34 protein-coding genes, 1 tRNA gene and 1 pseudogene are annotated in these 25,340 nt (G+C 56.8%); 15 read left to right on the top strand and 21 right to left on the bottom strand.

The features are described 5' to 3' along the window. Positions 1 to 55 precede the first annotated feature (55 nt). Complete coding sequence (locus SynMITS9220_RS09000; protein ID WP_186988743.1) at positions 56 to 1,174, bottom strand: calcium/sodium antiporter; 1,119 nt, start codon at positions 1,172 to 1,174, stop codon at positions 56 to 58. 125 nt (positions 1,175 to 1,299) lie between these two features. On the opposite strand from SynMITS9220_RS09000, the gene SynMITS9220_RS08995 reads away from it, so the two are divergent. Together SynMITS9220_RS08995 and pyrC are read left to right on the top strand one after the other, a co-directional pair. After that, positions 1,300 to 2,961 (top strand): SulP family inorganic anion transporter, encoded by a 1,662-nt coding sequence (locus SynMITS9220_RS08995; RefSeq protein ID WP_186988741.1) that lies wholly within the window; start codon positions 1,300 to 1,302, stop codon positions 2,959 to 2,961. 1 nt (position 2,962) lies between these two features. Then, complete coding sequence (gene pyrC, locus SynMITS9220_RS08990; RefSeq protein ID WP_186988739.1) at positions 2,963 to 4,063, top strand: dihydroorotase; 1,101 nt, start codon at positions 2,963 to 2,965, stop codon at positions 4,061 to 4,063. Positions 4,064 to 4,218: 155 nt separating this feature from the next. Here pyrC and SynMITS9220_RS08985 read toward each other — a convergent pair. Beyond that, a tRNA-Leu gene (locus tag SynMITS9220_RS08985) sits at positions 4,219 to 4,307 on the bottom strand. 61 nt (positions 4,308 to 4,368) lie between these two features. Between SynMITS9220_RS08985 and SynMITS9220_RS08980 the strand changes: the two genes are divergently transcribed. From SynMITS9220_RS08980 to trpA, 3 genes are read left to right on the top strand one after another with little or no spacing between them, the layout of a single operon-like run. Next, positions 4,369 to 4,614 carry an NAD(P)H-quinone oxidoreductase subunit L gene (locus SynMITS9220_RS08980; protein ID WP_067092960.1) on the top strand — a complete coding sequence of 82 codons (246 nt, stop codon included), beginning with the start codon at positions 4,369 to 4,371 and terminating at the stop codon, positions 4,612 to 4,614. A 3-nt stretch (positions 4,615 to 4,617) separates the two neighbouring features. Next, a complete protein-coding gene (locus tag SynMITS9220_RS08975) occupies positions 4,618 to 4,956 on the top strand; it encodes a DUF3007 family protein (RefSeq protein WP_067092961.1) in 339 nt (112 codons plus the stop codon). 45 nt (positions 4,957 to 5,001) lie between these two features. Next, positions 5,002 to 5,808, top strand: coding sequence for a tryptophan synthase subunit alpha (gene trpA / locus SynMITS9220_RS08970; RefSeq protein WP_186988737.1), 807 nt, complete (start codon positions 5,002 to 5,004; stop codon positions 5,806 to 5,808). A gap of 3 nt (positions 5,809 to 5,811) precedes the next feature. Here the strand turns inward: trpA and SynMITS9220_RS08965 are convergent, their stop codons facing one another. Further along, the gene (locus tag SynMITS9220_RS08965) at positions 5,812 to 6,180 is read right to left on the bottom strand and encodes an AbrB family transcriptional regulator (protein WP_114991946.1); all 369 of its coding nucleotides are present in this window, start codon (positions 6,178 to 6,180) and stop codon (positions 5,812 to 5,814) included. A gap of 93 nt (positions 6,181 to 6,273) precedes the next feature. Here SynMITS9220_RS08965 and SynMITS9220_RS08960 point away from each other — a divergent pair, with 93 nt between their 5' ends. After that, positions 6,274 to 6,543, top strand: a complete 270-nt coding sequence (locus SynMITS9220_RS08960) for a YciI family protein (RefSeq protein ID WP_115124988.1) — start codon at positions 6,274 to 6,276, stop codon at positions 6,541 to 6,543. Here SynMITS9220_RS08960 and SynMITS9220_RS08955 read toward each other — a convergent pair. Further along, positions 6,519 to 6,851 carry a c-type cytochrome gene (locus SynMITS9220_RS08955; RefSeq protein WP_186988735.1) on the bottom strand — a complete coding sequence of 111 codons (333 nt, stop codon included), beginning with the start codon at positions 6,849 to 6,851 and terminating at the stop codon, positions 6,519 to 6,521. The genes SynMITS9220_RS08960 and SynMITS9220_RS08955 overlap by 25 nt on opposite strands. 97 nt (positions 6,852 to 6,948) lie before the next feature. Here SynMITS9220_RS08955 and SynMITS9220_RS08950 point away from each other — a divergent pair. Beyond that, positions 6,949 to 7,398: pseudogene (locus SynMITS9220_RS08950) on the top strand (Nif11 domain/cupin domain-containing protein); the annotation flags it as partial. Here the strand turns inward: SynMITS9220_RS08950 and SynMITS9220_RS08945 are convergent. The 5 genes from SynMITS9220_RS08945 to SynMITS9220_RS08925 form a co-directional block, all read right to left on the bottom strand. Further along, positions 7,361 to 7,918: a phosphate-starvation-inducible PsiE family protein gene (locus tag SynMITS9220_RS08945; RefSeq protein WP_255483011.1), complete on the bottom strand. Its 558-nt coding sequence runs from the start codon at positions 7,916 to 7,918 to the stop codon at positions 7,361 to 7,363. The pseudogene SynMITS9220_RS08950 and the gene SynMITS9220_RS08945 sit on opposite strands and share 38 nt — an antisense overlap. Positions 7,919 to 7,923: 5 nt before the next feature. Beyond that, positions 7,924 to 8,178 (bottom strand): hypothetical protein, encoded by a 255-nt coding sequence (locus SynMITS9220_RS08940; RefSeq protein ID WP_082824968.1) that lies wholly within the window; start codon positions 8,176 to 8,178, stop codon positions 7,924 to 7,926. Between the two features lie 41 nt (positions 8,179 to 8,219). Then, a complete protein-coding gene (locus tag SynMITS9220_RS08935; RefSeq protein ID WP_186988733.1) occupies positions 8,220 to 8,555 on the bottom strand; it encodes a hypothetical protein in 336 nt (111 codons plus the stop codon). Continuing rightward, on the bottom strand, positions 8,552 to 8,953 hold the full coding sequence (locus tag SynMITS9220_RS08930) for a YkvA family protein (RefSeq protein WP_186988731.1): 402 nt from the start codon (positions 8,951 to 8,953) through the stop codon (positions 8,552 to 8,554). Before SynMITS9220_RS08930 ends, SynMITS9220_RS08935 begins: the two co-directional genes overlap by 4 nt. Positions 8,954 to 9,047: 94 nt before the next feature. Further along, positions 9,048 to 9,974 carry a sigma-70 family RNA polymerase sigma factor gene (locus tag SynMITS9220_RS08925; protein ID WP_186988729.1) on the bottom strand — a complete coding sequence of 309 codons (927 nt, stop codon included), beginning with the start codon at positions 9,972 to 9,974 and terminating at the stop codon, positions 9,048 to 9,050. Positions 9,975 to 10,216: 242 nt separating this feature from the next. Here SynMITS9220_RS08925 and SynMITS9220_RS08920 point away from each other — a divergent pair, with 242 nt between their 5' ends. The 3 genes from SynMITS9220_RS08920 to SynMITS9220_RS08910 all read left to right on the top strand — a co-directional run bounded on the left by SynMITS9220_RS08920 (position 10,217) and on the right by SynMITS9220_RS08910 (position 12,139). Continuing rightward, a complete protein-coding gene (locus SynMITS9220_RS08920; protein WP_186988727.1) occupies positions 10,217 to 10,708 on the top strand; it encodes a DUF2214 family protein in 492 nt (163 codons plus the stop codon). A 12-nt stretch (positions 10,709 to 10,720) separates the two neighbouring features. Continuing rightward, positions 10,721 to 11,374, top strand: a complete 654-nt coding sequence (locus tag SynMITS9220_RS08915; protein ID WP_186988725.1) for a peptidase — start codon at positions 10,721 to 10,723, stop codon at positions 11,372 to 11,374. A 117-nt stretch (positions 11,375 to 11,491) separates the two neighbouring features. Next, on the top strand, positions 11,492 to 12,139 hold the full coding sequence (locus SynMITS9220_RS08910; protein WP_186988723.1) for a L,D-transpeptidase: 648 nt from the start codon (positions 11,492 to 11,494) through the stop codon (positions 12,137 to 12,139). Positions 12,140 to 12,155: 16 nt separating this feature from the next. Here SynMITS9220_RS08910 and hisIE read toward each other — a convergent pair whose 3' ends face one another. Continuing rightward, a complete protein-coding gene (gene hisIE, locus SynMITS9220_RS08905; RefSeq protein ID WP_186988721.1) occupies positions 12,156 to 12,824 on the bottom strand; it encodes a bifunctional phosphoribosyl-AMP cyclohydrolase/phosphoribosyl-ATP diphosphatase HisIE in 669 nt (222 codons plus the stop codon). Between the two features lie 68 nt (positions 12,825 to 12,892). On the opposite strand from hisIE, the gene SynMITS9220_RS08900 reads away from it, so the two are divergent. Further along, on the top strand, positions 12,893 to 13,381 hold the full coding sequence (locus SynMITS9220_RS08900; protein ID WP_186988719.1) for a 6-carboxytetrahydropterin synthase: 489 nt from the start codon (positions 12,893 to 12,895) through the stop codon (positions 13,379 to 13,381). Here SynMITS9220_RS08900 and clpB read toward each other — a convergent pair whose 3' ends face one another. Beyond that, positions 13,382 to 15,997, bottom strand: a complete 2,616-nt coding sequence (gene clpB / locus SynMITS9220_RS08895; protein ID WP_186988717.1) for an ATP-dependent chaperone ClpB — start codon at positions 15,995 to 15,997, stop codon at positions 13,382 to 13,384. A gap of 143 nt (positions 15,998 to 16,140) precedes the next feature. Between clpB and SynMITS9220_RS08890 the strand changes: the two genes are divergently transcribed. Further along, positions 16,141 to 16,353: a hypothetical protein gene (locus tag SynMITS9220_RS08890; RefSeq protein WP_186988715.1), complete on the top strand. Its 213-nt coding sequence runs from the start codon at positions 16,141 to 16,143 to the stop codon at positions 16,351 to 16,353. A 134-nt stretch (positions 16,354 to 16,487) separates the two neighbouring features. Here the strand turns inward: SynMITS9220_RS08890 and SynMITS9220_RS08885 are convergent, their stop codons facing one another. Next, positions 16,488 to 17,606 (bottom strand): choloylglycine hydrolase family protein, encoded by a 1,119-nt coding sequence (locus SynMITS9220_RS08885; protein WP_186988713.1) that lies wholly within the window; start codon positions 17,604 to 17,606, stop codon positions 16,488 to 16,490. Between the two features lie 173 nt (positions 17,607 to 17,779). On the opposite strand from SynMITS9220_RS08885, the gene SynMITS9220_RS08880 reads away from it, so the two are divergent. Further along, entirely contained in the window at positions 17,780 to 17,965 is a 186-nt protein-coding gene (locus SynMITS9220_RS08880; RefSeq protein ID WP_186988711.1) for a hypothetical protein, read from the top strand. Positions 17,966 to 18,209: 244 nt separating this feature from the next. Continuing rightward, a complete protein-coding gene (locus tag SynMITS9220_RS08875; RefSeq protein ID WP_186988709.1) occupies positions 18,210 to 18,464 on the top strand; it encodes a hypothetical protein in 255 nt (84 codons plus the stop codon). A 7-nt stretch (positions 18,465 to 18,471) separates the two neighbouring features. Here SynMITS9220_RS08875 and SynMITS9220_RS08870 read toward each other — a convergent pair whose 3' ends face one another. Then, positions 18,472 to 18,630 carry a hypothetical protein gene (locus SynMITS9220_RS08870; RefSeq protein ID WP_170951736.1) on the bottom strand — a complete coding sequence of 53 codons (159 nt, stop codon included), beginning with the start codon at positions 18,628 to 18,630 and terminating at the stop codon, positions 18,472 to 18,474. 59 nt (positions 18,631 to 18,689) lie between these two features. Between SynMITS9220_RS08870 and SynMITS9220_RS08865 the strand changes: the two genes are divergently transcribed. Continuing rightward, positions 18,690 to 18,995, top strand: a complete 306-nt coding sequence (locus SynMITS9220_RS08865) for a hypothetical protein (RefSeq protein WP_255483287.1) — start codon at positions 18,690 to 18,692, stop codon at positions 18,993 to 18,995. A gap of 37 nt (positions 18,996 to 19,032) precedes the next feature. Here SynMITS9220_RS08865 and SynMITS9220_RS08860 read toward each other — a convergent pair whose 3' ends face one another. The 8 genes from SynMITS9220_RS08860 to glgB form a co-directional block, all read right to left on the bottom strand. Next, positions 19,033 to 19,200: a hypothetical protein gene (locus SynMITS9220_RS08860; protein WP_186988707.1), complete on the bottom strand. Its 168-nt coding sequence runs from the start codon at positions 19,198 to 19,200 to the stop codon at positions 19,033 to 19,035. A gap of 94 nt (positions 19,201 to 19,294) precedes the next feature. Next, positions 19,295 to 19,714 (bottom strand): hypothetical protein, encoded by a 420-nt coding sequence (locus SynMITS9220_RS08855; RefSeq protein WP_186988705.1) that lies wholly within the window; start codon positions 19,712 to 19,714, stop codon positions 19,295 to 19,297. 18 nt (positions 19,715 to 19,732) lie between these two features. Next, a complete protein-coding gene (locus SynMITS9220_RS08850; protein WP_186988703.1) occupies positions 19,733 to 19,960 on the bottom strand; it encodes a Nif11-like leader peptide family natural product precursor in 228 nt (75 codons plus the stop codon). Continuing rightward, entirely contained in the window at positions 19,957 to 20,319 is a 363-nt protein-coding gene (locus tag SynMITS9220_RS08845; protein WP_186988701.1) for a c-type cytochrome, read from the bottom strand. The genes SynMITS9220_RS08850 and SynMITS9220_RS08845 overlap by 4 nt, the downstream gene beginning before the upstream one ends. 127 nt (positions 20,320 to 20,446) lie before the next feature. Further along, positions 20,447 to 20,806, bottom strand: coding sequence for a plastocyanin (petE, locus tag SynMITS9220_RS08840; RefSeq protein WP_114992261.1), 360 nt, complete (start codon positions 20,804 to 20,806; stop codon positions 20,447 to 20,449). A 35-nt stretch (positions 20,807 to 20,841) separates the two neighbouring features. Continuing rightward, on the bottom strand, positions 20,842 to 21,849 hold the full coding sequence (locus tag SynMITS9220_RS08835; protein WP_186988698.1) for an NAD(P)-dependent oxidoreductase: 1,008 nt from the start codon (positions 21,847 to 21,849) through the stop codon (positions 20,842 to 20,844). Then, a complete protein-coding gene (gene hemE, locus SynMITS9220_RS08830) occupies positions 21,846 to 22,904 on the bottom strand; it encodes a uroporphyrinogen decarboxylase (protein ID WP_067092980.1) in 1,059 nt (352 codons plus the stop codon). Before hemE ends, SynMITS9220_RS08835 begins: the two co-directional genes overlap by 4 nt. A 100-nt stretch (positions 22,905 to 23,004) precedes the next feature. Beyond that, on the bottom strand, positions 23,005 to 25,302 hold the full coding sequence (gene glgB / locus SynMITS9220_RS08825) for a 1,4-alpha-glucan branching protein GlgB (RefSeq protein ID WP_186988696.1): 2,298 nt from the start codon (positions 25,300 to 25,302) through the stop codon (positions 23,005 to 23,007). Positions 25,303 to 25,340: the final 38 nt, after the last annotated feature.

Genomic DNA, 25,340 nt, shown 5'->3' with positions numbered 1-25,340 from the left:
CATTTACGAATGTTCGCGATGTTGTGACATCGCTCCCAAAGCGAGATCTCTCAATTCAGCTCAGCTCATTGGGCTCTTTGAGACGCTTGCGTTGTAGCTGTCGCCAGTACAGACCAGCTTGAACAACGATCACGACAACTACAGCTGGAACCACGAGGCAAAGCATCACCAGTCGGAATTCGTCCTGCCAGGTGGGCAATGTGCGAGGCAGCACCTGATCAACCACGTAAAACACGTACAGGGCCAGCAGGATTCCCCCTTCCAGTCGGGTGATCTGGCCTTTGGTCCAGAAGATTGGCATGCAGGCCAGTGCGGTCAGCACCATGACCGGCATGTCGCGCTGAATCAGCAAGGGACTCACCTGCAAACCGCCGGCGCCAGCCGCTGCCACGGAACTAGCGCCCAGTACGAGCAGCTGGTTGAGCAGGTTGCTGCCCACAACATTGCCGATTGCCAGATCGGTTCGGCCCTTGATGGCAGCCACCAGAGAGGTGATCAATTCGGGCATTGAGGTGCCGGCGGACACGATCGTGAGTCCAATCACCGCTTCACTGACGCCCAGATAAGCAGCGGCGCCGCTGGCACCGCTGACGAGAACCCGCGACCCAATACCCAGCAGCAGAATTCCCAGTAACAGTGACAACACCGCTTTGAGGATGCCGCGCTTGCCCTGGTCGGGATTCACATCGGGTTCGGCTCCTTCAACACCTGCTGGCTCCTCTCGGGCTGTGCGGATTTCCCAGATTGAGTTGATCACCAGGGCCAGCAGTAGTGCCACGCCCGACTGCCAGGTCACCCTCCCAGCCGAGGCCATGCCCCAGACCGCCGCGGACACCGCGATCATTAACGGCACATCCCTGCGAACGAGACGGCTTTCGACGCGCAGTGGCATCACCACAGCACTGCTGCCTAGCACCACCATCACATTGAAGATGTTGCTGCCCACCACGTTGCTCACGGCCAGGGAATCCAATCCACGCAAAACGGAATTGATACTCACGAACAGTTCAGGAGCACTGGTTCCGATCGACACGACAGTGAGTCCGATCACCAGTTGAGGGATTCCGAAAATCAACGAGAGCGTCACCGCTCCCTGGACGAAAACTTCTCCCCCTGCAAACAACAGGCCGATCCCGATGAGGACCTCCAGGGCGGATGTCAGAAACTCGGGCATCGTGCGTCGCAGCCTGCTCTCATTGTGCGATGCCACCCAGTTCTCATAAGGGAACGAGCCTGCACGGATTCAGTCCATTGCGCTGACAGGGAATTAGCATTCCGCCACATTCGAAACGGTCTGGCATGCTTCTGAATCACATCAGTACACGCAACGTTCGCGGGGATGTTTTCGGTGGTGTGACGGCAGCCGTCGTGGCGTTGCCGATGGCCCTCGCCTTCGGCGTGGCCTCCGGCGCGGGAGCCGCTGCCGGACTTTGGGGCGCTGTGATCATTGGCCTGGTGGCATCGCTCTTCGGTGGCACTCCCACACTGATTTCCGAGCCGACGGGTCCCATGACGGTGGTGTTCACCGCCGTCATTCTCAGTTTCACAAGCCAGATTCCCGACAAGGGCACTGCACTGGCCATGGCCTTCACTGTGGTGGTGCTGGCTGGCGTGTTCCAGATCCTGTTTGGATTCTTCCGTCTGGGCCGCTACATCACGATGATGCCCTACACGGTGATCTCGGGCTTCATGTCCGGGATTGGTGTGATTCTGGTCATTTTGCAGCTCGCTCCCTTTCTGGGACAGAGCAGCCCTCCCGGCGGTGTGATCGGGACTCTGAGTTCTCTCCCCGCGTTGTTGTCGGGTGTTCAGCCTCTTGAGCTGGGACTGGCCGTGATCACCTTGTTGATCCTTTGGTTCACACCCGAGCAGTTGAAGCGCTTCTGCCCTCCTCAGCTGCTGGCTCTTGTGGTGGGGACTCTGTTGTCGCTCACGCTCTTCGGTGACGTTGAACTGCGCAGGATTCCTGAATTCACAGCCGAATTTCCCAGTTTCAATCCACCGACCTTTTCAGGTGATCAGATCCGGTTGATGGTGGTGAATGGTGCCGTGCTCGGCATGCTGGGATGCATCGATGCCCTGCTCACCTCGGTGGTGGCAGACAGCCTCACCCGTACGGAGCACGATTCCAATAAGGAACTGATTGGCCAGGGCCTCGGCAATGTGATGTCGGGTCTGTTCGGTGGACTGCCAGGAGCTGGAGCCACCATGGGCACCGTGGTCAATATTCAGGCGGGGGGCCGCTCGGCTCTGTCCGGGATCGTCCGGGCCCTGATCCTGATGCTGGTGATCCTGCTGGCAGCGCCGCTGGCAGCGCAAATTCCTCTGGCGGTGCTGGCAGGAATCGCTTTGAAGGTGGGTTTCGACATCATCGATTGGAGCTTCCTTCAGCGTGCTCACCACCTTTCGATCAAGGCGGCATGCATCACCTATGGGGTGATTGCACTCACCGTGCTGGTTGACCTGATCTGGGCCGTGTTCATCGGTGTGTTCGTGGCCAATGTCCTCACCATTGAACGGATGACGGCCCTGCAGGCACGGGGTGTCAAAACCATCAGTACGACCGACGATGACGTTGAACTTCCTGAGGATCAGCAAGCACTGCTGGATCAGGCGGGAGGACGGCTGTTGCTGTTCCAGCTCACAGGTCCAATGATCTTCGGTGTGGCCAAGACCATCAGCCGAGAACACAACGCTATTGAAGACTGCGAAGCCGTTCTGTTCGACCTGACGGAGGTCTCCCATCTCGGAGTGACTGCATCATTGGCCCTTGAAAACGCCATTAAGGAAGCTGTTGAAGTGGGCCGGTCTGTTTATCTGGTTGTGATGAACGGCTCCACACGCAATCGCCTCGAGAAGCTGAAGCTGCTTGAGCTTCTGCCTGAGAATCATGTGAGCGAAGATCGGAAAGAGATTTTGCGTCGTGCGGTGGGGGAGCTCCCTGTCCTTCAGGAGGTCTGACTTGGCGGAGGTTCCAACGTCCCTGGTGCTTCGCCGTCCGGATGACTGGCATGTGCACCTCAGGGATGGAGCCATGCTGCGGGCTGTGCTGCCTGCCACAGCCAGAACCTTTGCCCGGGCCATCGTGATGCCCAACCTGCGCCCACCGGTGACATCGGTGGATGCAGCGGAGGCCTATCGCAGCAGGATTCTTGAGTTTCTGCCTGAGGGGATCAGCTTCGAGCCGCTGATGACGGCTTATCTCACAGACGATCTCGATCCCGATGAGCTGGCGAGGGGATTCGCTCAGGATGTGTTCCGAGCGGCCAAGCTTTATCCCGCGAATGCAACCACCAATTCAGCAGCCGGTGTCAGTGATCTGTCCAGGATCTCATCGGTGTTGACCTGCATGGAGGCCATCGACATGCCCCTGCTGATTCACGGTGAGGTCACGGACCCTGATGTTGATGTCTTCGACCGTGAAGCCCTGTTCATCGAACGGCATCTGAAACCGTTGCGCCAGCGCCATCCTCGGTTGCGGATCGTGCTTGAGCACATCACTACCGAGGAATCGGCGATCTATATCCGAGATGCTTATCAGAGTGGTGATGACCGCATCGCCGCCACAATCACTCCGCATCATCTGCATCTCAACCGCAACGCCATGTTCATGGGTGGGCTACGCAGTGACTTTTATTGTCTTCCGGTCGTGAAGAGGGAATGCCATCGAAGGGCGTTGGTGAAGGCTGCAACGAGTGGTCTGCCCTGCTTCTTCCTTGGCACGGATTCCGCTCCCCATCCCCGCTCCGGCAAGGAGTCATCCTGTGGTTGTGCAGGCATCTTCAATGCCCTTCATGCATTGGAGAGTTATGCCGTGATTTTCGAGCAGGAGAATGCTTTGGGTCGACTCGAAGGCTTTGCCAGTGAACATGGGCCCAACTTTTACAGACTCCCCTTAAACGAAGACACTGTCACCCTGGTTCGACGTGATCAACAGGTTCCTCTCAAGCTGCGTGAACCTCCTTCACCGCCAACAGGTGAAGAGTCACTGCCAGAGACTGAATGGCCTGTCTTATTTCATGGAGGAGAAACCCTCCCCTGGAGCATTGAATTCGGTTGTTGAGTTTGGATCAGCTCAACGCATGAGTCCTGCAGATTCTTCGCCCAGCTGTGCGTTGGAGATCGCCACAGTTGATATGAACGAAACACCCTCATGTTTGCGAAGTGAATGAGGGTGATCTGGAATGCCCATGACGAAAGGACTTCTTTCACTGCCGGTGGTGGGGGCGGGGGGACTTGAACCCCCACAGGATTTTCATCCCAAACGATTTTAAGTCGCGTGCGTCTACCGATTCCGCCACGCCCCCACGAGCCACCGGCACCGTGATGGCATTCTAGATTCCCCCCAGAAGGCCCATTCTGCAAACCATGGAGACTCTCCTCAACGCGGTTTCCTTGGATACCTTGCTCGTGATCGGAGCCTATGTGGCTCTAGGTGGTGCCTACCTGGTCGTCGTCCCTCTCCTGCTTTATGCCTGGATGACACGTCGCTGGACCGTGATGGGTAAATACGAGCGTTTGGGGATCTATTCCCTGGTGTTCCTGTTTTTTCCTGGATTGATTGTGTTTGCTCCATTCCTTAATCTCCGCTTCAGCGGTCAGGGTGAGGTCTGATCCTTGACGCGTGCCGGTGTCCTGAAACTTGGCCTTGGCCTTCTGCTGGCTGGTGGTTTGGGCTACTGGCTGTTTGAAGCTCTTGGATTAGAGGGGTTTTCTGCGGGTATTGCCGCTGAGGCGCTTCTGGTTGTGGTTGTGGTGATTTGGACCAGCTCCTATCTGTTCAGAGTGGTGACGGGGCGGATGACCTATATGCAGCAACGCCGTCGCTATCGCAGCGGTTACGACCAGCTCACCGCTCAACAGCTGCAGGAGCGGTTTGATGCCATGACTCCCGAGCAGCAGCAGGCACTGATGGCCTCCATTGCTGAAGAGGAGACCACTCAGGCCTCTGAGTAGTTTCAGTCGACCTTTAGGCTCGCCTGCATCACAGTTTCAGAATCCGTGGCAGAGCTGTCCTCACGCATTGCAGAGGTCTTTGTGAAGACCGCCAGTGAGCAGCGTCTGGCACTGATGCCTTTTGTGATGGCTGGTGATCCTGATTTGAAGAGTACAGCTGAAGTATTGATCAGTCTTCAGAGCCATGGAGCTGATGTGGTGGAGCTTGGCATTCCTTACAGCGATCCTCTGGCGGATGGACCAGTGATCCAGGCTGCAGCTCACCGAGCTCTTGAACAAAACACAACTCCGGCAAAAGTGCTGGAGATGTTGAGTGGATTACGTGAACAACTCACCATGCCGGTTGTGCTGTTCACCTACAGCAACCCACTGCTGAATCGAGGCGCGGAACGCTTTTTTTCTGAAGCTGCCGCCGCTGGTGTTTCTGGGTTGGTTGTGCCTGATCTCCCCCTTGAGGAAGCGGAACGTTTGTCTCCACTTGCAGCACAACATGGCCTTGATCTTGTTTTGCTTGTGGCTCCCACGACACCTGAACAGCGGATGGAGCGCATTGCTGCTTCCAGCCGTGGGTTCACCTATTTGGTTTCTGTGACGGGTGTCACCGGAGAACGATCAAGTCTTCAAGAACGTGTCGGCCAATTAGTTACTTCTCTGAAGCGATGTGAAGCCGGTCCTGTTGCTGTGGGATTTGGAATCTCCGGTCCTGATCAGGTCCGTCAGGTGAGGGCATGGGGCGCCGATGGAGCCATTGTTGGCAGTGCCTTAGTCAAAAGAATCGCCGCTGCACAACAAGGTTGCGCAGCGGCGGAAGCAGGTGAATTTTGCCGTGAACTGCGTGCAGCAGCCGGCTGAAAATCACTCTTCGTCTTCGTCTGTGCCACCAACGGGAACGAGGCGGATCTGTTTGCGCCCCAGCTTGATCTCGAACTCATCACCAGGCTTGAGATCAAGCATGGCGGTGTAAGCCTTGCCGATCAACAAGTTGCCGTTTCCTTGGACAGTTGCAACGTAGGAAAGCTTGCGACCACCCTTGCCAATACCAGCGGAACCACCGCCAAGTTCAATGCCCTTGGCATTGAGAAGAGCTTCATAGAAAGCTGTGAAGTTAACGCGATCAGAACCATCCTTCTTTTTTGAGACATACCCACAGGCAGTAGCCAGGTCTGTCTTGGAGACGTCACCTAAATCCTTGACCTTTGCAAGGAGTTCAGCACCAGTGAGCATCATCATAAAAACAATCTACCTTCTGAACATAGCGCTTAATGTGCAGTATGCGTCAACCATTCGGCGCAGATTTTTTTAACCGGAGGTGAAACTATGGCCCGCTTCGTTCTCTGGGGGACTTATTGCGACAACGCATTGGAAAAAAGAGCTCCGTTTCGCGATGAGCATCTCGAGCGGCTTAAAGCCCTCAAGGAAAGTGGGACATTGATCACTCTCGGACCGACTGTTGGCAGTACACACGTTTTCGCAGTCTTTGAGTCCGACAGTGAATCAACTGTGCGAGCTCTGCTGGAAGCAGATGTCTATTGGCGAGAGGGAATCTGGACTCATCTGGATGTTTATCCCTGGATCCAGGCATTCTGAGCCTGCTGCCAGATCCAGTCGGCAACCACGACGTCATTCCCTTCTCCTAGAACATCGGCATAACCGCTCATTTGGCCAATCCCTTCACGGGCAATCTGCGCGATCGCTTGAGCATTGTTGAGCTCTCGTTTTTCGAGAGCCTTGAGCTTTAGTGTTCGTCCTCGACGAATGATGTTGCCACCGTTGGGATGACATCCAGCGCAATGCAGATCAAAGAGTTGCGCTCCTGATCCACTTAGGCCCCAGGCGCTTGAACTCTGCCAAAGCAGTGCGATCAGCATCAGGGCCCCTGCCAGCAGAGTTCTCATCGTCCATCAGCCGGTGATTTCAGTCTGCCTTGGTGCAAGCCAATGGCTTGATCTGAATCTGCGGGTTGTCAGGATCACAACAGTTGTTCCTGATCTGATGGCGGAAGAGGATCTCCAGCGTTTTCTGTTGAAGGTTCAACAGCTCAACGCATTAGTCAGCAGTCTTGATGCTGATCCGGAACGACGTCGTCAGTTGGCCTCATGCTCTGATCACAATGCGGTTGTGCAACTCGCCCGGTCTTGGGGATACAGCATCGGCCGACGCTGGGGAGAGCCGAGTGTTGAGTCGCCACGTCGATCGAATCTGCTGGCGGAGGCACCTTCAGCTTCAGGGCAGGAATCCGAGGAGGAGTTGTGTTCAGGCCGGGATTGGAGGCTGATGAGAATCAGCTCCAATGGATCGCGCAGTCCTGATGGTTTCTGGTATCAACAGACAGAGAATGAGTGGCTCACCCTGTTGAAAGGGAGCGCTCGCCTGCGTCTTGAAGATCCAGAGGAATGGATTGAACTCAGCGTTGGGGATCAGCTGATGCTTCCAGCCGGTCGGCGTCATCGGGTTGAGAGGACGGATGCTGATCCTGGAACGGTATGGCTCGCTCTCTACTGGAATGAGAGTCCGGGCGAGTATCGGGTTCATTCGATCGTTTGACGAGCCAGTAAGCCCCCGCCAACGCGATAGTGGAGACACCAAGGCCGATCAATAGCTGAGGCTTATCTTCCGCACCTTTGGGCAGCACAATGACTTTTCTGGCGACGGCTGTGAGTGCGGTGACTAGCACCAGTTCGATCTGCACGACATGGCGACGCAGGTAACTGGTGATGTTCTGCAGCACTTCAAGGGCGATGAGTACGGTCAGCAGATCGCCAAGGATGCGAATCAGACCATCACCGAGCCAGTAGGAATCCTGTTCATTGGTGATCAGCGACAACGCAACCCGGATTGTGAGCTGCACGATCGAAGCCGCGATCACAACAGCAGTGATTGCGGTGAGCAGGATGGCGACCTGCTTTTCACCCGCATCAACCCATTGCAGGAAACTTCGACGTTTGCGGCGGGATTGAATCACGGTGCTCAGTTGCTGCTGAACGGGTTGAAGTAAGGCTTGGCGGGTGTGTCGCCAGGGGGATTCTCGATCTTGGTGTTGCAGGTGATCGATCCATCCGCTGCTTCGACGCAGTCCGTGGGAACCACGGTGCTCTGTTCACCGGTGCGGCTGTTGGGGCCCAGCAACCAGACCTCTGATTGAGCCATCGCGGCTTGAGGAAGCGTCACGCTGACAGCGGTGAGGAGGCTGACGCCGAGCAGTCGTTGCGGGACGGATGCCATGGAGAATCAAATCGATATTCCCATGTTGCCTGCGATCGTGTTCAGCCGGTGCAGTCGTCTCTAATTTCTCTCAGCAGCAGATCCAACTGACCGAAGGGATCGGCATTGGTCTGAGCGGGGCTGGAGCCTGAACCCTCATGCGCAGGTGCTCCTGGATCAGCGGCCCACTCAGCTTCGATCGAGCAGAGCCGGGCTGCTAATCGAGGCATGCCCCCAAGGACATGCTCTCTTTGCAGTACTTCCATCAGGGCTGGCATCCGGGTGGATGTCGCTCTGAGGCTGCGGCGGAGGTCCGACTGGGTACGCCCTTGCTGCTTGAGCCAGTCCTTCAGCAGTGCTGCAAGGTCGTCCTCTAAGTCACGTGACCAGCGGCTCATGGGCGGTGGATCGGGAACCATTGATCCAGTTTGCGTTGCGCCCGTTGCCTGATCTCGGGAGTGATGTGATTCCGGCACAGACCCATGACTGCGGTGATGGCCACCAGGTCATCACTGAAACCAGCCACCGGCAACAGATCCGGGATGAGGTCTGTGGGGACGAGAAGGTAAGTGAGCGCTGCCAGCAGGGTGAACCTGGCTTGAGGAGGCGTTGCCGGATCAAGCATCATCTCCAGCGCTTCAAGGGCTGGGCGAGCAATCGATCGTCCAGCCCGCTTCAGCAGTTGCCGAAAGGCAGACTCATCGATGACTTCACTGTCGAGCACTTCGGCATCCACTACCTCACCGTTGAACCCGGCGTTGAACTCCGTGGTGCCTGAAGGGGAGCTCGATGTCATGGCGATGGCGGTTACGCGGTCAGCCTTAAGAATCTCACCCCTCCAGGCGAATATGCCATGAGGTGAGCCGAATCTCCGGGGGGTGGGTTCCCGTTCAGATGCTCATCTCGACAAGGCCGTGTTGGATGCCGGTTTTGCGCAGTTTGCGCAGGGCGCGTTGCACCACTTGGCAGCAGTACTCACGGCTGCAGTTCATGTGCCGGGCTACCTCAGCCAATGTGCGCCATTCATGGCTGCCATCGAGGCCGAATCTCAGCATCACGACCGTCCGTTCTTTGGGCGTGAGATTGGATTTGTCCAACAGCTTCCAGGCCGAAGCAGTCCTTTCAGCGATTTCCGCCCGTTCCATCGGTGGAATTTCATCGCTAGGGAGAACGTCAACCAGCTCTGAAGGATCAGATTTTGACTTCACGACCCCCTGAAGGCTGACCGTCACACTGCGTAATTCACAACCCAGCAGATCTTCCACTTCGCTGAGGGAGATTTGCATCGACTCCGCCAGTTGTTCTGATGTTGGAGGCAAGCCATTGCTCTGCATCAGTCGAGCCTTGGCAGCACGAAGTTTGGTGAGTTTTTCATTCACATTCACGGGAATACGAATGGTGCGGCTCTGCGTTGAAAGAGCGCGGTTCAAGCCCTGACGAATCCACCAGTAGGCATAGGTGGAAAAACGGTGACCACGCGTTGGGTCGTATTTTTCGACGGCGCGTGTGAGTCCAAGGGTGCCTTCCTGAATCAGATCCAGTAGGTCAAGTCCCTTGCCCTGGTATCGCTTCGCAAGATTCACGACCAACCTGAGGTTGGACGTGATCATCTGATTTTTGGCTCTTTCTCCCCGCTTAATCGTCCGCTTCTCTTCATCGTTGTAAACACATGCGGGTCCACTTCCGCCGGCAAGCTGACAGCGCTCGTTCAGAGCGACCATCGCTTGAACTTTGCGCCCCATCGTTAACTCCTGTTCAGGAGTCAATAGTTGATGTCTGCCGATTTCGCCTAGAAATGCACTCAGTGAACTCACCATCACATGGTTGCCAGGTTTATTGAACCTAGGGCGAAAGCCTTTTTATTTGGTGCGTGTAATGAAGACTGCGGAATTCACATTTCAGACGTAATTCTGAATTTGTACCGAATTCAAGTTTTGTTCATAGTGTGATTCGTTTCGCTTCATATTTGCCTTGAATTGGTTGTGCAGACCTTCCCCGTGAAAGCGACGCAGGCTTCCTCTCAGCCGCTACTGTCGCCAGCAACAAATGATTCGAGCTCATGTTGCTGGCCTCTGCGCTGACTCCGGAGATTGCCAAGAGTGCTGGAGTGGCTTACGTCCACTACCTGAGCTTCATGCTCTGCTTCGCAGCATTGGTGGTGGAGCGCCGGCTGATTCGTCCTGATCCGGATCGCAGGACTGCCACGGCCATGGTGATCACCGACATCATTTACGGAATTGCAGCACTGGCTCTGCTGGTGACTGGAATTCTGCGGGTGCTCTATTTCGGTCAGGGCAGCGAGTTTTACACCGAAAACCCACTGTTTTGGTGGAAAGTCGGCCTTTATCTGAGTGTGGGTGGGCTGTCGCTCTATCCCACTGTCACCTACATCCTCTGGGCACTTCCGCTCCGCAAGGGCGAGTTGCCCAAGGTGGGCGAGGCGCTAGCAACCCGTCTTGGCTGGATCATCAATGTGGAGCTGGTGGGATTTGCCCTGGTTCCGATGCTCGCCACACTGATGGCCAGGGGTGTTGGTCTTCCCGCTGCTTGAGTAACGAGTTCGATGCTTGATGACCCCTGTCCACCGGTTCAGCAAGTTCGCAAGCTGGATGGTCAGCCCTTCATTGCTGCGGCTGCCGAAACAGCACCTGGATATGGGGCACGTTTGGCGACCACGGCTTTCGGGATTCCATCTCTGCCTCGCTGGTGTGTCTGGGTCGAGCCTGCTGCTGGTGAGCTGGCGGATCGATGGGAGCGACGCTGGCTGAATGCCATTGATGCTGCTTTGGGTCAATGGATGCCTCTGTTGCCGATCACGCGGGTGAGTGATCGCAACCGTGCTCACATTCGGGTGGAACGCCGTCGGCCGCCGCGGCGCAAGTTGGCGGGGGGCTGGAGAGCCAGTAATGGTCGTGCTGTGCTGCAACTGCTGGAAGTGCGTCGCGCAGACATCTGGCGACTGGAACCAGGCGTGACCGTGCTGGTCTCGCCGGAGCTGAGGGCGCAGTCCCTGCAGGCCACCGCGTTGCATGAGTTGGGCCATGCCTTTGGTCTCTGGGGGCACAGCGTTGATCCGGCTGATGCCCTTGCTCCGGTGCAAGGAGCCTCGCCTGTGCTCGCTCCATCCGCCGGGGATCGCAGCACGCTGAACTGGTTGCGTGACCAGCCCAGCCGTTTCGGTGAGCCCTTCAATCCTGCCGATGCCGCAGAGCAATGATGATGCTTTTGACGCACGCTTCAAGCTTCTGACAGGCCGCTCAAAACTCGGCATGCTGCCTGCAGTCATCGATTGCTGGACTTGAGGATTGCGACCTTGCTGTGCTCACGCAGCCTGATGCGTTCACTGCTCATGAGCTTTGTGCTCGTTTCGGTTGCCGGATGTGGTTCCTCAGGCCCTCTTTCCAGAGACGGACGGACCTCCAAAGACAGCATTCGCATTCAGTTGGATGCTGCCGATCCCTCCGCCAGCACGGGAGAGCTCAATCAGGGACGGGAAGAGCGTCGCTTCAAGGTTGGCTACGGCCGCAACGGTATCGCCTGCGCTGGAACAACGTTTGAAGAGGGCTGGACTCCGCTGGGCACCTTTCGCGTGAACGCCATCCTCAGTAAGGATCGCTTCCTGATGGATCCCGCTTTGGTGAAGGAGTCCGGAAAGACTGAGACCTATCTGCGCGAGAACCTCTTTCACAACATGAGTTCAATCGATTTCAAGGGTGATGGTGAAACGGGGGAGTACGGCGATGGATACATCAGCCTGGCGCCTGTGCCTGCCACGCCTCAGCCGTTCCGTTTCAACACTTACGACGGCAAATTCCGTTGGTATAGCTTCGCGATTCATGGCACTAACGATCCCAGCCGGGTGGGGCAGTCGATCACCGGTGGCTGCATCAACGTGGATCAGAAGGTGATGACTGACCTGCTCAAAACGGTGCAGCTTGGAGATGAAGTGGTGATCAGTTCTGAGTCTCCCTGCACACCTTGATCCCCGTCCATCTTGATCAATGTCTGCGCGGGGCTCCACGCCTGGCCGCCAAGACTTCCTGCACTTGGCGCCAGCTCACACCGTGATGGGCTAGGGCCACTTGCAGATGGAAGAGGATGTCGGCCGCTTCTCCAGCGATCTCGTCGGCGTTGTCGTCCTTGCAAGCCATTACAAATTCCGCACTCTCCTCCCCGATTTTTTTGAGGATGCTGTTGTCACCTTCCTTCAGCAGTTTGTTGGTGTAGCTGCCTTCCTCCGGGTGATCTCGGCGGCCTTCGATCACGCGCATCAACTCCGTGCAGGCATCCGCCGGAGGCGGAAGCGCGTCAGCTCCGCCCGGGGCACGCTGGTCGCTGTCTTCGTAGAAGCAGCTGCGAGCGCCGGTGTGGCAGGCCACATCACCGGTCTGTTCGATCGAGACCAAAATCACATCCGCATCACAGTCGTAACGGATGCTTCTCACTTTCTGGGTGTGGCCGCTGGTGGCGCCTTTGTGCCAAAGCTCTTGGCGAGAGCGGCTCCAGTAATGGACCTCACCGCTGCTCAGGGTGAGGTCGATGGAGTGCCTGTTCATCCAGGCCACCATCAGCACGGCACCATCCAGCCAGTCCTGGGCGATCGCGGGGATCAGGCCCGCGTCATTGAAACGGAGCTGATCAATGAAGGCTGAGGTGAGGGGCTGCATCGGTCTGCGTGTGCTGCAGATGTAGACAGGAAGAATCCTGCCGCAGTGCCGTCCCTCTTCTCCGCCCGATGCCTCTGCCCTCCGCTGGTCACACCTGCAGCAAGCATTTCGAGGGGTACCCCTGTTGCCATCGACAGTGGCAGCATCCAGGACATTGTCGATTTGTCCACGGCTACAGCCGTAGTTTCACCGTGTGGTTCGCCGCGACCCACCTCGACCCATGTGGGTTTGTCGTGGATTTCTCCAGTCTCAGGCCCCTGGAGAAGCAGCTCAGTCACCAGTTCGATCACACCTTTTTGGTGAATGCTGATGATCCGTTGATGCAGCAATGGCAGACCCTGCATGAGCAAGGTGCTCTGGATCTGCGGGTGATGGACAACGTTGGGATGGAAGCCACTGCGCGGTTGGTGTGGGGTTGGGCCAACACCCTGTTGCAAGAACGTGATTCCGGCCGCAGCTGCTGCTGGAAAGTGGAGGCGCGTGAGAACCAGGCAAATGGCGCTTGTTATGAGGCTCTGCCCGATTGGTTCGGCACTGCGAACCAATCGGGTCAGTGATCAGCTCAGCACCAGTTTCAGTTGCTCTTCGTTGCCGCTGGTCGGCTGCACATCCACAGTGACGTCATCTCCGTCGCCGTAACGTCCGGCCAGAATGGCTTTGGCAATTGGTGTTTCCAGTTCACGCTGGATGGCACGCTTGAGCGGACGGGCGCCGTACACCGGGTCATATCCAGCATTGGCAAGCCAATCGGTGGCGTTGTCGCTGATGCTCAGACCGAGCTTGCGCTCCATGAGACGTTGACGCAGGCGGTTCACCTGCAGACTCACGATCTGGCGTAGTTCGTCTCTGCGCAGGCTGTGGAAGATGATCTGATCATCGAGCCGATTGAGGAATTCAGGACGGAAATGACCGCGAAGGGCGTCATTCACCCGCCGTTCCATTTCGTCGTGCTGCCCGTCATCGCCGCCGAGATCCAGGATCGACTGGCTGCCGATGTTGCTGGTGAGGATCAGCACGGCATTGGTGAAATCCACTGTTCTGCCCTGACCATCGGTGACGCGACCGTCATCCAGGATCTGCAGCATCACGTTGAACACATCGGGGTGCGCTTTTTCCACTTCGTCGAACAGGATCACGGCGTAAGGGCGACGGCGCACGGCTTCAGTGAGCTGTCCTCCCGCCTCATAGCCGACGTATCCAGGAGGAGCACCGATCAGACGACTGACCGTGTGCTTCTCCATGTATTCACTCATGTCGATGCGAACCATCGCGTCTTCACTGTCAAACAGCTGTGCTGCCAGGGCCTTGGACAGCTCGGTTTTGCCAACACCGGTGGGACCGAGGAACAGGAAACTGGCGATCGGTCTGTGGGGATCACTGAGCCCGGCACGTGAACGTTGAATCGCATCGGCGACCGCGGTGACGGCCTGCTGCTGACCCACCACTCGCTCGTGCAGCTGGTTCTCGAGACCGAGCAGCTTGGCCATCTCCGATTGCACAAGCTTGGCCACAGGAATACCGGTCCATTTGGCGATCACCTCGGCGATGTCGTCTTCGGTGACCTCCTCACGCAGCAGCGACTTCTCCTGACCGTTGTCGTCGTCTTCGCTCAGTGCGGCCTCTTTCTCTGCCAGCTGCTTCTGCAGTGTGGCCAGTGTTCCGTACTCAAGCTCAGCTGCCTTGTTGAGGTCATAATTGCGCTTGGCCTGGTCCACCTGCAGCTGCACACGCTCGATCTCTTCCTTGAGGTTGGAGAGCTCATCAATCGCTCCCTTCTCCTGCTGCCATTGAGCATTGAGAGTGCTCTGCTGTTCCGAGAGTTCCGCGAGTTCTCGCTCGAGCTTCTCCAGCCGCTCCTGGCTGGCGGCATCGGATTCTCGGCCGAGCGAGAGTTTCTCCATCTCAAGTTGCAGGATCTTGCGATCGATTTCATCGATCTCCTCCGGTTTGGAGGTGATCTCCATCTTCAGTCGTGCGGCGGATTCATCCACCAGATCGATGGCCTTATCCGGCAGAAAACGGTCGGCGATGTAGCGGCTGCTGAGCACGGCGGCAGCCACCAGTGCGCTGTCGGCAATGCGAACACCGTGGTGCACTTCGTAGCGTTCTTTCAGTCCGCGCAGGATCGAGATCGTGTCCTCCACCGAGGGTTGGTCTACGAGCACCTGCTGGAAGCGACGTTCCAGAGCTGGATCCTTTTCGATGTGCTGACGATGTTCGTCGAGTGTTGTGGCGCCGATGCAGCGCAGTTCACCTCGAGCCAGCATCGGTTTGAGCAAGTTGCTTGCATCCATGGCGCCACCTGCGGCGCCGGCCCCAACCACCGTGTGGATCTCATCGATGAACAGAACGATCTGTCCTTCGGAGTCGGTGACTTCCTTGAGAACCGCTTTGAGCCGTTCCTCGAATTCGCCGCGATATTTGGCCCCGGCGATCAGGGCCCCCATGTCGAGGGCGATGAGCTGTCGGTTCTGCAGCGCCTGAGGAACATCGCCGTTGACGATGCGCTGAGCGAGGCCTTCGACAATGGCGGTCTTGCCAACCCCCGGCTCGCCGATCAGCACAGGGTTGTTCTTGGTTCTGCGGCTGAGGATCTGAATGGTGCGGCGGATCTCCTCGTCGCGGCCGATCACAGGATCAAGCTTGCCGTCGCGGGCTGCCGCCGTGAGATCACGTCCGTATTTCTCTAGTGATTCGTAGGTTGCTTCTGGGTTTTGGTCGGTCACGGTCTGGCTGCCGCGCACGGCATCAATGGCGGTTTTCAGGGCTTTGGCGTCGGCACCCACCTGGCTGAGCAGGCGTTGTCCGCAGCGGGAATCCTCTGCTAATGCGAGCAGCAGGTGTTCGATGGAGATATAGCTGTCTCCGTACCCCTGCTTGAGAGATTCGGAACGATCCAGCAGGGCGTTAAGACCTTTACCCAGGTAAACGGATTCCGGCGGAGACTGCAGCGCCGGTTGCTGACTGAGATGGGCTTCCAGGTTGCTCTGCAGAGCGGATGGCGTCACACCGGCTTTTTCGAGAATGCGACTGGCTAGTCCGTCCTGTTCGAGAAGTGCCAGCATCAGATGTTCGGTCTCCAGTTGCTGATGGCGTCGCTTCTGGGCCAGGTTCTGGGCCGAGAGGATCGCGGCCCAGGCCTTCTCAGTGAATTGTTCGGCCGTGGGTTGCATGAGTCCGTTGGTACTGCTGTCACCGTATGGGTCTTATCCCTGCTCGAGCCAGGGGGAACCGATCCAGTTGGTTCGGTCTGCACGCCAGCATGCGGTCAACCGATCCGGATCGGTAGGGTCCACCGAATCATGCAGCGATCAAGGTGGATGGAACCCCTGTTAACCCGACTCTGGTCACGACGCTGGTGGCCAGAGTTCGAGAGCTCTATGGACCGTCGCCCTCTGACCTGGAGAGGATGTGCTGGACCGTGGTTCATGAACATCATCACGGCGCCATGCCCTCCGAGTACGACATCCGTGAGGTTGACGAAGATCTCTATCTGGCTGTGCTCACTGCGGCCCGTCAGCCTGAATAAGCAGCATTTGAGTTGGATTTTCTTTTTTCAGTATTTGAAGTTGATTTTGTAGAGATGCAACTTGATTGGTCCCTGGAATTTCAGGGCCACTGTGTTCTTGGCTTGAATCTTGAAAAAGAACTCGTCAGCCTCTTTTAAGGCCTCAGAATGGTGATCTTTTGCGGTTGATCAAGTGCCATTACTTTGATGGCTCCACCCGATAGAGGCATATCTGCAAAGCGCATCTGTCTGATATCGGGATTCTCAAACGTTTTGATGGAATAGGTGCCGTTTTTCTGGTCGGAGACGACTGACCACTCCGTAATTTCATAGGTGGCTTTCGAGCCACCTCCTCCAAATCCGCCTCCAGCAGGAATGCCCTGGCTTCCCGGAGGTAAATCGAATTGGTTGAGCAGATGGAATGCTGTCCCCACCTGCTCGGCTGAACTCAGATTGGTGGGTGCATTTCTGCTGAAGGTCAATGCCTTGATAAACCTTGATGTGGAGAGGAAATCGCCTGGTAAGCCCAGCAATCCTGCACCTGCGCTGACAGGAGGTAATGCCAGCCCATTCACGGTGATCTCTTCCGGAGGCATGGCGTTGAGGTTGCCGTAGTTACCTGCTGCAATCAGTTGATAGGGAAGCGGTGGGGAGTTGGTGTAAACATTGGTCGGGTTATCGAGCATGTTCAGCTCCCCTTTGATGTATTCCACAGAGAGGCTGTTGCCTTCGGGATCGTGCAGGATCATGTGAATTGGAACGCTTCTTCCAAAGGCCTGCAGGACTGATCCATTCACCAGAACACTCGGGAGCGACTGTTTGACTTCGGCAATGGATTCAAAATTGCTCAGGACATAAGCGAGTAATTGCCAGCTGGCAATCGAGCGATCGCTTTGATTGGCTGGAACGTTTTGAAACTGTGCGTAGCCCTCGAAATACAGCAATCCTCCTGCCATTCCCTTCTCATTCATGCCATCGACGAGCGCGTCGTTGACTCCTACGGCGTTCAGGCCTATCACCGCGTACCGGCTTGTCCAACTCAGACCACTCCCCTCCTGGCCTGATGGCCCGGCTCCTTGGATCAGGGTGCCGCGTTGGATCAGCACGGCCTCGCTGTTCAGTGGTTGGGCGAATTCCATGGTTCGGCCATACACCATTCCACCGTCATTGCCTCTCAAGGTGAAACTTGTGCAGGCGGAGGCTGTGCCGATGCTGGCGCTGGCGATTCCGATACCAACCCCCATGGCCAGGGCTCGTTGCATCGTTGAGGCCATCACGTTTCTGCAGCTCCTCCTGAAAGGGTGTGAAGAGGACCTATTCAGTGGCTCCTACTCCAGGTTTTCTTTGGTCTTCGCGCCAGGCTGGTCGTCAGAATTTTCTGTGTTTCGCGCAGTTGCATCGCAATCGAGACCTGAGCCATGGTTAAGCAAATCTGAAGGAGTGGGTTGTGAAGGCTGCCCCGTCCTGTCCCCTGCATCTGGGGATTCTCGATTCACCCGACTACTGGACCGACAACGCTCTGGTTGAGTCTGTGTCGCCAACCACAGCTTCGGAGTGGAGGCAATGGATTGAACAGTCAGAGTCCGATCGCAGACTCAGTAACCCTGACCGGCAGGCTGGCATCCGTGGCTGAATCGTCCTCTGTTCGGCAGGATGAAGGGATGAAGATACGGTCATGGCTGACTCGGATCGGTGCTCACCTTCTTGGTGTGGTCGATGAGTACTGGGCGATGCGTGAACCCGCCCAGTATCACCAGCAACTTCCCTGCTGTGAGCTGAAAAGCGACATGGATGCGACAAGGTCAGCTGGCAGATAACGTCCAAGTATCAGTGACGTTATTGCTGCCACTCCGTTCGTCTCTGGCTAGGGGTTGGAGATGACCTCATTGATGGTGAGCTGCATGTCCGTGATCAATATCTCCGGCGAAAAGACCCCCAAGCTGGATCGTGTGTCTGAGTACTGGCCGCGCACGCTTCAGCAGTACTGGCGTGATCAAGAGAACCGTCAGAAGTCGCTGCAGGCCAAGCTCTTGTCTGAAACGATTCGTCTGCAGAGTGCTTCAAGACCTCGCAAGCAGCTCTTCGCGAAGCGGCAGAGTTTTGTCTCTCCGTGCCACACCCTTCGGTCGTAAGGCCGTCTCAGCGACAGGCCGCAAGATTGACTTTTGCTGCTTTGAGGGCTTCCTCACAGGCGGCACGATCCTCCTTGTCGATGTCTCCCTGACTGCCATTCAGGCGGGCTTCAAGAAACGCGATCTCTTCGATCCAGTGGTGGCGGTCGTTGGCTTCAATGCTCATGGCTGACGGAGAGTCGTTGTGTCTGTCGCATCTACCATCCCAGCATCGAGGCGGTGCTGATGTCGGTTGTGGTGCCTGAGGATTTCGATTATTCGGCTGCGATCTCGTTTCTTGAGATCAGGGATCAGCTGCCCTTGATCGATCCTGAATGTCTGTCCCGGCAGGATGTGCTGTCGATTCTGTTACACCTGTTTGATCAGAAACCTGGTTTTGTCGATCGCGGTCACGAGGTCAATAACGCCGAAACGGCCTGGGTGAATGCCTATCTCTTCAGGCTCAGGCCAGGCCGTGATGATCAGGGGTTGGAGGGATATGTGGTCGAATGCATCGGATCCAGTGTGGATCGTATGGCCGAGCTGCTCTGATCTCAGTTGTTGACGGTCGGCGTCCCGGCAAGTTCAGTTACTTCTGTTGTGGTCGATCAATCAGGTCGCATTGATTCAACCCCTGAGCGTTGGGGTCGGCTTCCTGAAGTCGATGCAGGATGTTGCGCAGATCGGCTCCAGCCAGTTCTCCGTTGGTTTCCCACTTCAGGCTGGTCCCGCGACGGTTGTGAACGGTGTCGTTCATGAGCATTCTCGAGCGAATGCACTTTCGGTGATCAGCAGGACACCGGAAAGCACCCACCTGAAATCCTTAAAGGAAGTTAAAAGTGTGTCGGTTGCTACTTTCCTGACGCGGCTTGTGTTCGGCCAAAGCCTTTGGCTTGCGCCTGGCGGGTGAGGTTGCGTTGCTGGCGGCTGAACAGTGCTTTGCGCTCCATCGCTTCTCCCACATGGGGTGCGATTTCGACGCCACTGGTCTGCATGGCGTGCTGCTGCTCTTGTTCTTCGCTCGACCCCGTCTCGCTCTGTAGGTAGGCATTGACGTAAGCCTGGGCAGTCTCTGTCGGCGCGTAATACAGCGTTCCAGGTCCCCTTCGGCGGCGAGTGAGGCTTCTCGCTAGCCGTCGTTGTTGCATGCCTGCCCAGAGTTGACCTGGGTTGCGGATCATGTAGTGATTGAGACTTGGCGCCTCGGTGTCTTCGCTGAGCGCCATCGATGTTCCATCAACGAAGTCGCTCAGCAGGGTGACGACTGGCATGGCCTAGGCCATAAAGGGTCAGTCTGTGCTGCCGTGCGTTCTGATTCCCAGAGCACTGCGGCTGAACCAGCTCTCCATCTTTGACATCTGATCGTCTGCGACCAGGTCGGCACGATTCAAAGCGAAGTCAAGACTTCTTGCCAAAGCCACAATCTCAGCATCATCTGAGCAGCCATGCAGTTGTCGTCTGAGCGATTCACTGTGTTCCAGCGCATGCACAAAGGCACTCAATGCTTCTCTGCTCATCGTGACCATCCTTTTTCGGCCTGTTTTTCGACGAATGCAGCGACATCATCGATTTCCGTGAGACTCAGCTTGCCTTCGTAGGAAGGCATGGCATTTTTGCCGTTTTCGATCTGATGCTCGATGGCTTCAATCGGATGCTGGCTGTAGGAATCGAGGTAGGCCTGCAAGTCAGCCTGGCTCAGGGTGCGAGTGGCTCTGATCACATTGCCGCCACCCATATGGCAGGCAGCACAGTTGGTCGAGAACAGCTGGGCTCCATGAGACAGGTCAGCGTCAGTCATGGCTCTTACCGGCAGAGCCGCTCCGAGAGTGAGGCAGAGGCTGAGGATCAGTGCCAGTGCAGAAGCAGGGTTTGGCATCCCTTGGCGTTCATCTCTATGCCAAACCTATCCATCATCAACAACAAGAAAAGACCCCAGGTTGAACGTTGACAATCTGGGGTCTGAATATGTTGAAACCTGAAAAATCAGGTGTTGTCTGAACAAATCACTCGACGATCACTTGGCCAACCATGCCAGCACCGCGGTGGGGCTCGCAATAGAAGTCGTAAGTACCGGCTTCACTGAAGGTTTCTTCCCAGGATTCGCCTGGGGAGAAGGCCAGGTCTGGGTGGCTGTATTCGTCGTGACCTTCAAAGACGGCGTTGTGAGGGGCCATCTTGTTGTTGACGAACTTGACGGTGTCACCGGCTTTGATCGTGACCGAGCTGGGCTCGAACGCCAGCATTCCTGAATCTGCGCCAAGCTTCACCTCAACGGTGGCGGCACTTGCGGAAGCAACACCCACGGTGCAGGCCAGCACAAAAGCGAGGGCGGTGTAGAAAATCGATTTAAGGCTCTTCAGCATGACGACTGTTGAAGTTGCCTCATTATAGGCGTATCTCAGGGTGATCCCCGTTTCGGTAAACCTGAATCCAGCAAGACCGATTCAAGATCTGCGGCATGGCTTTTGACGCCGAAGCGCTCTGGCTGGGTCACGGGTTCGTGAATGAAATGGCGCTGACGAATGGAAAAGCGATCCCAGGCATTGACCTCGATCGGCAGCACCTTGATCAGTGTTTCGATCAACCAGGGCCAGAGCGGGATACCAGGAGTTCGTCGAATCCCACGCCAGCGGCAGAGGCTGGCCACTGCTTCATTCACGCTGATGGCCTTCTGTCCCATCACAATTCTGCGCACAGCTCCCTGGCCGGGCTCCGGGTTGCGTTGATGGGGATGGGTGGCGAGATAGCCGCAAATCGCAGCGATGTCTGCTGCGTGGATGAAGTGGAAGCTGGCATCGGCCCGAAGGAATCGAGCCAGCCAGAGCCATTTGCTGGCTTCTGCGAGGCCTTCGGTGAGGTAGCTGGTGGGGAAAGGACTGCTGCCGTCGACTCGGCCTCCGAACACCAGGGTGGGGAAGACGGCGACAATTTTCTCGGCGAGAGGATGCTCCTCTAAATCTTTCAGGCACTGGGCTTTGGTCTGGATGTATTCAGTGCCGTAGGCCAGTGCTTCGGTGAGGGGCTGCAGATGCCGATCCAGGATGCTGGCTGTTGAGAAATAGGTGATTTGCTCGATCAAGGATGGATTGAGCAGTGACAGCATTCGCTTCACGGCCACAACATTCACCTGCTGAGCCCGTTCGGGATCCCCCCAGGCAGTGGCTGTGTGGATCACGCGGTGCACACGGGCCAGCTCAGATGCGAATCGATCAGCTTCGCGAAGGTCGCCCACCAGCAGTTGGATCCGCGGATGATCCGCGGAAACCGCAGTGAGTTTGCTGGGATCACGCAGCCAGAGCAGCAGCTCTGCGTCGCTGTTCTCCAGCAGCCATGAAGTGGTGTATTGCCCGACGCAGCCGCTGGCACCCGTGATCAGGATGCGCGACGGAGTTGTGGTCTGACTCAAGCGAGAGCCCCAACGCGGTCCATCACGCTCTTGCCTGCTGTGAAGAAGGCAGCTCCATTCTCCTCGGGTGTGCCGGGAAGAATTCCATGGCCAAGGTTCAGGATGTGGCGGCGACCTCTGGCCTTACGAACGCAGTCATCGATTCGGGCTTCGATGGCCTGCGGGGTTCCGAACAGCAGGCCGGGATCAACATTGCCTTGTACACCGATGTGTTCAGGCAGGCGTGCACAGGCCTCTGCCATGTCCACGGTCCAGTCGAGGGAGATGATGTCCACACCGGTCTGGGCCATCCGTTCGATCACGCCGGCGCTGCCGGAGATATAGAGGATGAACGGGGTATCGGGATGGGTCTGCTTGACCAGGTCGACCACCTTTTTCTGGTAAGGAGCCGCGAAGACGTCGTAGTCGGCTGGGCTGAGTTGCCCTGCCCAAGAGTCGAACATCTGCACCACTTGTGCCCCGGAATCGATCTGATAGCGCAGGTAGTTGGCAATGGACTCGGCGAAATGGTCGAGCAGTTTGTGCAGCAATTCGGGCTCACGGAAGGCCATGGCCTTGATCACCGCATAGTTTTTGCTGCTTTTGCCTTCCACCACGTAGGCAGCCAGCGTCCAGGGAGCACCAACGAAACCCAGCACAGCCGCCTCATTGCCGACGCTCTCACGTAAACGACCCAGCACTTCGCCCACAAAGGGCATGGATTCGCTGGGAATCAAGGGTCGCAGAGCATTGACCTGGTCGAGATTGCGGATCGGATCACCGATCTGAGGCCCTTTGCTCTCGATGATGTCGAAGTCGATTCCCATGCCAGGAAGAGGCGTGAGGATGTCGGAGAACAAGATCACCCCGTCTGGCTTGAAGGCCCTGAAGGGTTGCATCGAGATCTCGTAGGAGAGGTCTGGATTTTCAGAGCGCTCGCGAAAGCTGGGGTACTTGTCCCTCAGGTCGCGGTAGATCTTCATGTAACGGCCGGCCTGACGCATCATCCAGACCGGAGGACGCTCCACCGCTTCACCACGGGCTGCACGCAGTAACAGAGGCAGAGAGTTGCTCATCAAGCCGAAATCAAATCAGTCGGAAACCTACCTGAAGAAACTGTGCAGAAGCGCTGGATTCCAGGCATGCTGAGCTGTTCGTCACATCGTTCGCCTGGTTTCAGACGCTCTCGGTTTGCTCAAGAGCGCTCAAGCTGCGTTTCGGATCGTGTCTGAACACCATCAGGCTTAGCGGTGGCAGGCACAGATCGAGAGAGTTCTCGTATCCATGAATGCCCCACTCATCGGTGGGTTTGCCTCCCATGTTGCCCAGGTTGCTGCCGCCGTATTTGGCTGCATCTGTGTTGAAAATCTCCTCGTAGAAGCCCGCCAGTGGCACGCCCACTCTGTAGTGGGAATGACTCTGAGGAGTGAAATTGGCAACCACCACCAGCCAGGTTCCGCTGCTGCTTTCCCTGCGCATGAAGCTGATCACTGAATGGCGATTGTCGTTGCAATCGATCCATTGGAAGCCGAACTGATCGAAGTCATCCCTCCATAAAGCAGGTTCGGCCTTGTAAAGAGCATTGAGATCGCCCACCAGGAGTTGAAGCCCTTGATGCGGTTCGTGGTTCAGCAGATCCCATTGCAGATCGCCCCACACATTCCATTCGGCTCGCTGACCGAATTCCATGCCCATGAAGATGGTTTTCTTGCCTGGGTGAGTCCACATGTAGGCCAGAAGAGCGCGCGTGTTCGCATATTTCTGCCAGTCGTCTCCAGGCATCTTGTGCAGGAGATGACTCTTGCCATGCACCACTTCATCGTGGCTTAGGGCAAGCATGAAATTCTCGGTGTAGGTGTACCAAATCGAGAAAGTGATGTTGTTCTGATGAAACTGTCGGAACCAGGGATCCAGCTCGAAGTAATCGAGCATGTCGTGCATCCAACCCATGTTCCATTTCAGGTTGAAGCCAAGGCCCCCGATGTCGGTGGGCTGGGTCACCATCGGCCAGGTGGTGGATTCCTCCGCAATCGACAGTGCTCCTGGGAAATGCTGGAAGAGCACGTGATTGGCCTGCTGAAGGAAACGCACCGCTTCAGTGTTCTCACGGCCGCCGTTCTCATTGGGTAGCCATTCGCCGTCCGGCCGCAGGTAGTCGCGGTAGAGCATGGAGGCCACCGCATCCACCCGGATGCCGTCGATGTGGAACTGGTCGAACCAGAACACCAGGTTGGCCACAAGAAAGTTGCGAACTTCATTGCGGCTGTAGTTGAAGATCAGCGTGCCCCATTCCTTGTGCTCGCCGATGCGTGGATCGGCGTGCTCATACAAGTGGCAGCCATCAAAAAAGGCCAAACCGTGACTGTCACGGGGGAAGTGACCTGGCACCCAGTCGATGATCACGCCGATGCCCTCGGCGTGGCATCGATCGACAAAACCCCGGAATTCATCAGGGGTTCCGTAGCGGCTGGTCGGGGCATACCAGCCAGTGACCTGGTAACCCCAGGAGCCATCAAATGGATGCTCGGTGATCGGCATCAGTTCGATGTGCGTGAAGCCCCTCTCCTTGACGTAGGGAATCAGGCGATCAGCCAGTTCCGGATAGGTGAGCAGGCGAGCACCTGGTTTGAGATCTGCTGCGGGAACCGGTGGCCTGGCACTGCCATCGGCCTCAATGAAAGGCTCTTCCGCGGAGGCGTGAATCCAGCTGCCAAGGTGCATCTCATACACAGAGATCGGCTGGTCCAGCACATTGCTGCTGTCGCGCGTCTGCATCCAGCTGCTGTCCGTCCAGTTGAAACCATCGAGATGGCTCACCAGGGAGCTTGTGTCTGGACGCACTTCGTGCTGGAAGCCGTAGGGATCGGCCTTTTGGTAGCAGTGGCCGTCCTGGGTTCGGATTTCGTATTTGTAGAGCTCTCCTTCAGCTATTCCGGGGAGGAACAGCTCCCAGATCCCTCCCAGGCGCTGTTGCATGGGGTGCTGTCGACCATCCCAGCTATTGAGATCGCCGATCACGCTGACGCTGCGGGCGTTGGGAGCCCACAGGCAGAACATCACACCCTGGACGCCGTCTTGATCGCAGCGATGGGCACCCATGCGCCGCCAGATGTGATGGTGATTCCCCTCCGCGAACAGATGGCGATCCATTTCGCCCATCCATTCCTGACGGAAGGCCCACGGATCATGCTGTTCATGGGTGATTCCTCCACGGTTCACGCGCACCCTGTAAGTACTCCCTGGGTTGCGATTGACCTCGGTTTCGAAGATCCAGGGATGGTGTGGAGTTGCCATAGCGATCTCCTCTGAACCGGTCAGAAGAGTCACGTTGTCGGCTTCGGGCATCCAGACACGGATGACCCAGCCACCGTTGTCTTGCGATTGAGGGCCGAGAATGGAGAAGGGGTGGTCGTGACGACACTCCGCCAGTCGCTGGGCATCCTCAACCATCCAGTCCTGCACAGTGATGGTCATGACGACGGAGCTTTCGTAGGCCGGGAGCTTAAGCGGAA

Source organism: Synechococcus sp. MIT S9220 (assembly GCF_014304815.1).
Taxonomy (GTDB): domain Bacteria; phylum Cyanobacteriota; class Cyanobacteriia; order PCC-6307; family Cyanobiaceae; genus Synechococcus_C.
The sequence above is the reverse complement of the archived record's forward strand: the minus strand, read 5'-3'. Positions and strand labels throughout refer to the sequence as shown.